The 6,132-nt window shown below is 43.8% G+C and carries 7 protein-coding genes; 3 read left to right on the forward strand and 4 right to left on the reverse strand.

Annotated features, from left to right (window positions below):
* Positions 1-146 precede the first annotated feature (146 nt).
* From B4033_RS09160 to B4033_RS09170, 3 genes are read left to right on the forward strand one after another with little or no spacing between them, the layout of a single operon-like run.
* Positions 147-719: a nuclear transport factor 2 family protein gene (locus B4033_RS09160; protein WP_045795871.1), complete on the forward strand. Its 573-nt coding sequence runs from the start codon at positions 147-149 to the stop codon at positions 717-719.
* Entirely contained in the window at positions 695-1,192 is a 498-nt protein-coding gene (locus B4033_RS09165; protein WP_104988174.1) for a chalcone isomerase family protein, read from the forward strand. The genes B4033_RS09160 and B4033_RS09165 overlap by 25 nt, the downstream gene beginning before the upstream one ends.
* An 11-nt stretch (positions 1,193-1,203) precedes the next feature.
* Entirely contained in the window at positions 1,204-1,890 is a 687-nt protein-coding gene (locus B4033_RS09170; protein WP_045795869.1) for a response regulator transcription factor, read from the forward strand.
* Positions 1,891-1,907: 17 nt separating this feature from the next.
* Here B4033_RS09170 and B4033_RS09175 read toward each other — a convergent pair whose 3' ends face one another.
* The 4 genes from B4033_RS09175 to B4033_RS09190 form a co-directional block, all read right to left on the reverse strand.
* Positions 1,908-3,230 carry a sensor histidine kinase gene (locus B4033_RS09175; protein ID WP_286833349.1) on the reverse strand — a complete coding sequence of 441 codons (1,323 nt, stop codon included), beginning with the start codon at positions 3,228-3,230 and terminating at the stop codon, positions 1,908-1,910.
* Between the two features lie 35 nt (positions 3,231-3,265).
* On the reverse strand, positions 3,266-4,315 hold the full coding sequence (locus tag B4033_RS09180) for an SAM-dependent methyltransferase (protein WP_286833344.1): 1,050 nt from the start codon (positions 4,313-4,315) through the stop codon (positions 3,266-3,268).
* Positions 4,316-4,323: 8 nt separating this feature from the next.
* A complete protein-coding gene (locus tag B4033_RS09185) occupies positions 4,324-5,103 on the reverse strand; it encodes a DUF1295 domain-containing protein (protein ID WP_286833346.1) in 780 nt (259 codons plus the stop codon).
* 25 nt (positions 5,104-5,128) lie between these two features.
* Positions 5,129-6,132: SAM-dependent methyltransferase (locus B4033_RS09190; RefSeq protein ID WP_286833348.1), on the reverse strand; the 1,004-nt coding region annotated here is incomplete at its 5' end.

The following is a 6,132-nucleotide window of genomic DNA, read 5'->3' on the forward strand; positions in this document are numbered from 1 at the left end:
GATAATGACTGAAGAAAAAAAAGAAAGTGAAATTTAATCCTTAATTAGATTCTATTCAATGTACTGTATTTAGCATCTATCTTCACATTCTGTTCACCTTAACTCACCTAAAGTATAAAAATAAACTGTGGAGATGGACAGTAAACATGAATCAAGTCAAAACGTTAATGGCAATTGCCTTATCCTTACCCGTACTTTTCCTGTCAGGATGTAAAAGTGTTCCTCGTTATTCATCTGATTATGCAAATGCCAGAGCGAGTATTCAAGGAATACCCTTAGATGATGCAAAAGCACTAGAAATCGGTACCCGCTTCACTTCGGCATTTAATACCTTGGGCACACCTAAATTCGTTGAAAATGCTGGAGCACTGTATTCAGATCAACTTTTTATTAACGACACTCTGTCGCAATTTTCATCGCGTAAAAAACTGCTTGAACATTTCCAAGGTATGAACCAGCGGGTGAGTAATGTAACTGTCAGATTATTAAATACTTCATATTATCAAGACTCAGCCTATGTACACTGGCATATGGTTTATGATTTTAAAATGTTCGGGAAGACACGAACAATGGATTCATTTGGAATCAGTGAAATAAAGGTCAACCCAAACAATCAGATTATTTTTCAACAAGACTTCTGGGATCCGGCCAATGGTTTGTATCGTTCTTTACCTTATGTAGGAGGAACCTATTCATGGGTACTGCCTTTCAAAAAGTAGCCATAACCACTGTACTGATGATTGGGAATTTTAGTTCGTGGGCGCATGCACAAACCTTAAATAAATGTGGTAATGGCCCACTCATGGTGGGGCAAAAACAGGTCGGTGTGGCCAGTTACTTTGCGCAAAACTGTAATCAGCCTTGGCAAGGCCAAAACATGCAGATGGAGTTTTCCTACACACAGAATATTCCAGAATGGGCATTCAAACGTGCAGCCAGACATCTACTCCAACGTAATATCAAAGATCAAAAGATTCAGGCTGTTTTCAATCCAATCACCGATCTGTATCGTCCGGTCAGATCCGGTGACCTGTACCGTCTGAAATACAATCATGCCACGCAATCTCTAAGCTTATCCCTCAACCAGCAAAATCTGGGCCAACTGCAGCACCCACTGGCCCAGCAATATTTTAATATATGGCTAGGTCCTCAGCCATTTAGTGTTAAATTAAAACAGCAATTAATAAAGTAGTCTCTACAGTTATGTCTAAACATTTTATTTTGATGGTTGAAGATCATTACGAACTGGCATCTACCTTATGCGAGTTTCTAGAAGAGCATGGTTTTGTGGTCGATCATGCTCGAAACCTAAATGCTGCGCGTCAATTACTCAAACAGCAACGCTATCATATTTTACTTTTAGATATTAACTTACCTGATGGTTCGGGTTATGAACTATGTGAATGGCTACGAAATAAAGAAGCAATGGACCTCCCTGTGCTGATGCTCACCGCACGCGATACGTTGAATGACAAACTTAAAGGTTTCAATTCAGGCACGGATGATTATCTAGTCAAGCCATTTGACTTTAATGAGCTGGTAGTTCGAGTCAAAGCTTTGATCAAGCGCTCACTGGGTGAAGTCTCGTCTGGCCGTCTTCAAATTCATGATCTGATTCTGGACCCTGCAACACAGCAACTGACTCGTGCAGGACAACCCATTGAACTGCCTCCCATTCAGTTCAAACTGCTCAAACTACTGATGCGTCATTCGCCTAAAGTTCTAACTAAACAGGAAATTATGATAGAGCTTTGGGGGGATGAAGAGCCTGAAAGCGATGCCCTACGTAGTCATATTTATAATCTGCGTAAAATGGTCGATAAGCCTTTTGAGCAAAAGCTAATTCATACCATATCAGGTGTAGGGTTAAAGATCACTTTAGAAGCTTAAGCTCTAGAAGCCCAACCTTAATTTAAATACACGACGACAATCAGTCCAGTCGTCATCGCCAGATCAACATCCTGATGGGTATTGAGATAATACTGCCGATCAAACAATTCCACTCGCCAACCAAGCTGCTTGCACAACTTCTGTACCAATTGCAGTCCAATGCCATGACCTTTGATCTCTAATTGCAATTGCTGCCCCGACAGTTCTTGCACCTTGGAGTTATTCGGTAAAGGAATGCCGACACCATTATCTGCAATCAATACTGTATTTTTTTGCAAAATGACATCAATTTCTGTGCCTTGTGAATAATTCAGTGCATTCCGCAAAATATTCCCAAATACCATTTTTGTCATCGACGGATAAAGTTTACGTCGCTGTTCGTCTAAATCTTTTTGAAAATTTATCCGCATGCCTTTGTTATCGCTAACACTATCTAGATCCTGAACTAAATTTTCCAGACATTCAGAAAGCATAGTCGGTTCAGTAGTTAAAGTATCGGTGGTGTTGCGTGCGATAGCCAGTAGTGTGTCCACTAATAGTTGCATGTCTTCAATGGTGTTATTCAAGCGAGTAAATGATTTGTTGTCGCCATAGCGTGCCTGACACAGTTGCACATTGCCTTTTAGAATGGTCAGTGGCGTGCGCAGTTCATGGCTGACATCCCCGGTAAATTCACGCTCACGCTGAATAAACTCGCTTAATACCTGATGATATTTTTCTAACGCCTGCTTCAGATATTCTGCTTCTAGATTGGAATCGGTACGTATGTCCTGAAACGGCGAAGCCTGATTTTTATAGTCTTCCCAATCAATATGTTCCAGTGCGTTGGCAAGCCTGGTAATGGGAGAAAAATAGCGCCGAGCACGACGATTCCACCACCATAACATACTATAAAGTACAAACAAGCTGACCATCAGTGGTGCCAGACCAAACAACCAGACCAGTTTATTGACATTGCTTTCGCCAAAAACCAAAAGCACATGCTGCCCGTCTTTTTCACCATAAACGGTCATGCGTTCCTTGCCATCGACAAAATGCCGATTCACCCCTTGCTCAAGCTGCATAGTCTTAAATTGGGGCGGTGGCACAGTGTTCCAGCGGTAACCATACAGATTTTTGGTGTCGGGCAATTCTGCGGCAGGATTACGTTCTAATCGTTGCCAGTAGTGTGACATTTCCTGTTCTAGCGCTGTTCTGAGCAAAGACCCTTTAATCACCCAAGCACTGAAGCCAATCCCAATCACCACGGACAGGGCAATGAATCCGATTTGCAGCCAGTAGTATCGGTTAAACACCTCACCCAGAGGATGATCACGTTTATCCCTAAACAGCTTTAACATTGATGCATTCCCCGCTGGCCCATCCCATTGTTCAGTTATACGGCTTTCTTCTTCAACAGAAAGTGTCCAATCACCCACTCGCGTCCATGGTCATAACCAAATAGCTCGGCACAGGCCATAAAGAAAATCCGCCAGCGCTGCCACCAGATTGCGGCATCCGCGCCATAAGTTTGTTCAAATAAGGGCTTTAGCTCGGCCTGTTTAGCATCCATATTTTCTAGCCAAGCATTTGCGGTACGTTCATACTGCGTGCCCGCCCATTGCCAGTGCTGTTCTAGCTGTAAATGCTGCTGAAAATGTAGGAAAGTTGAGGCTGCTGGCATCAAACCACCACTAAAGAAATATTGCGACATCCAGTCAAACTCATTTTTGACTTCAAACGGATAATGCAAGAAACGATGACAGAAAATATGACACCACAATAAGCCATCTGGTTTGAGCCAAATACTAATATTTTCAAACAATTTTTGATAGTTGCGTACATGCTCAAACATCTCCACCGAAACCACACGGTCAAAAGAGGCAGGTTCAAGTTGCAACACATTGACATCACAAGTGATCACCGTCAGGTTATCCAGTTTTTTTAAATGGGCTTGTTCCTGAATATACTCGCGCTGCGTTGAAGAATTTGACACGACTGTAATACGGGCCGTTGGATAATGCTCGGCCATATATAGACTTAAAGAACCCCAACCGCAGCCAATTTCCAAAATATCCTGCCCGTCTTTCAGTTGTGCTCGCTGGCAGTAGCAAGCAAGAGCTGCATCTTCGGCTTGGTCTAGCGTCGTATCGGCATGTTCAAATAGACTCGCACTATATTTCAGACGCTTACCGAGTACTGCCTGAAAAAATGCGGTCGGCAGTTCATAATGCTGCTCATTGGCTTTGTCTGTCTCAATGGCAATTTCGCTGTTTTTCAGCATGGTCAGCACATCCATATAGCGCTGCGCTGCCAATGCGGGGTTAAACCGACCTTCTTGTGCCAAACGTTTTTTGCTTAAAGTACGAATGCCTGCACGAATCACTGGGTCTGGCACCTTACCATTTTCGATCAGTTCTAAGGTTTTTTGAATCATAAAGTCCATGTATTTACCTACTCTTTGGGTGGCCACGGAATAAACATTGAAGTTCGTCGTTGATAGTCTTTATAGTTGTCACCGCGATGTGCCAGCGCCTGTTTTTCACTAAAAGGAATACCTGTAAAGTAGTACAGAAATAGCCACATCAACAGTGGATACAGCCATAAATCATAGATGCCTGCCGCCAGGCCTAGGACTGGATAGACAAACCAGTGCAGCCATTCAAAAAAGTAGTTCGGATGGCGTGAATATTTCCACAGCCCTCGATCCATAGTTTTACCCGTATTGTGGGGATTGAGCTTAAAACGGAAAAGTTGCTGGTCAGCAACACTTTCCCCAATCAGTGCCAGCAACATGATTATGCCCGCCACAAGTACTGTAAGTGAGGTCCAGTCATTCCACTGCTGGGCTGGAATGTTCAGTAACTCCAGCATCGGGTAGGAAAACAATACCACAAGGCCGGCCTGAAACATGAAAAAGGCCAGAAAACCAAGATGCTGGTAATCACCCATTGCCCGGCGCATATTCGCATAACGGGTATCTTCTTGGGTTTCATTGGCATAACGACGTAACAGATGCCAAGTCAGGCGTAAAAACCAGATGCCACTCGCGATTCCCAAGAACATGCGCACCAGCAGCGGTGCAGTTTCCATTACCCAAGCCGCAATGATGACATTAAGCGCAATATTAAAACTCCAAGCCACATCGACTAGGCCTGCTCTTCGGTTATAGGTCACCAGTAGCCAGCTACAGAACATAATAAAAACATTCAGCACCAGTAAACTCAGTAGCATGTCAGTCCTCCTATTTTATCTTGGATTAGTAGGCACTGGCTTCAAACAACAGATGCACATCACTGATCACACCTTCCCTGAAACCGCCTTCGCAATAACACAGATAAAAATCCCACATGCGGATAAAGCGCTCATCAAAACCAAGTTGTAGTACCTGATCACGCTGCTCCAGAAAACGCTGACGCCAGCAGTTCAGGGTTTGGGCATAGCTCTGGCCAATATCTTCCAGATGCTTGAGACGCAGTTTCTGTTCGGAAGCGGCTTGGGTCATGACACTGATGCAGGGGATAAAACTACCCGGGAAGATATAGCGCTTGATATAGTCCACAGTATTCAGGGCTTTGGCATAGCGTGCATCTTCAATGGTGATGGCCTGGATCAGGGCCAGACCATTCGGTTTCAGCAGCTCACGGCATTTATGAAAATAGGTCGGCAAATACTGCTCACCTACCGCCTCGATCATTTCAATCGACACCAGTTTGTCGTATTTGCCTTCCAGTAGGCGGTAGTCTTTTAGTTGCACATCAACTCGATGTGACAGTCCGGCTGCAGCGATCCGGGCCACGGCTTCATCATACTGTGCCTTGGAAATGGTGATGGTGGTGACCTTGCAGCCATAATGCTGAGCCGCATAAATAGCAAAACCTCCCCAGCCACTGCCAATTTCAACTAAATGATCCATCGGTTGTAACTGCAGTTTCTGACAGATCAGCTCTTTTTTATAATCCGAAGCCTGTTCCAGGCTCATGCCCGGCTCTTTAAACACTGCACTGGAATACATCATGTTGGAATCTAAGAACAATTTAAAAAAATCATTGCTCAAGTCATAATGCTCAGCAATATTCTGACGACTACCATCAATCGAATTCTTGCGGGATTTATACCAAGCTTTGAGTACCAACTGGCTAGCTTTTGCCACCACATTTTGATTCATCCGATCAAGCACATCACGATTACGCGCTAGAATACGAATTACATTGACCAGATCTTCACTGCTCCAGTAACCACGAATAAAGCCTTCTGCTGCTC

This window comes from Acinetobacter sp. UBA3132, from assembly GCF_002364825.1.
GTDB classification, from domain to species: domain Bacteria; phylum Pseudomonadota; class Gammaproteobacteria; order Pseudomonadales; family Moraxellaceae; genus Acinetobacter; species Acinetobacter schindleri.

Bases quoted from the DNA above. Each gene is read 5' to 3' on its own strand.
- B4033_RS09160 (WP_045795871.1), top strand. From the start codon at position 147: ATGAATCAAGTCAAAACGTTAATGGCAATTGCCTTATCCTTACCCGTA.
- B4033_RS09165 (WP_104988174.1), top strand. From the start codon at position 695: ATGGGTACTGCCTTTCAAAAAGTAGCCATAACCACTGTACTGATGATT.
- B4033_RS09170 (WP_045795869.1), top strand. From the start codon at position 1,204: ATGTCTAAACATTTTATTTTGATGGTTGAAGATCATTACGAACTGGCA.
- B4033_RS09175 (WP_286833349.1), bottom strand. From the start codon at position 3,230: ATGTTAAAGCTGTTTAGGGATAAACGTGATCATCCTCTGGGTGAGGTG.
- B4033_RS09180 (WP_286833344.1), bottom strand. From the start codon at position 4,315: ATGGACTTTATGATTCAAAAAACCTTAGAACTGATCGAAAATGGTAAG.
- B4033_RS09185 (WP_286833346.1), bottom strand. From the start codon at position 5,103: ATGCTACTGAGTTTACTGGTGCTGAATGTTTTTATTATGTTCTGTAGC.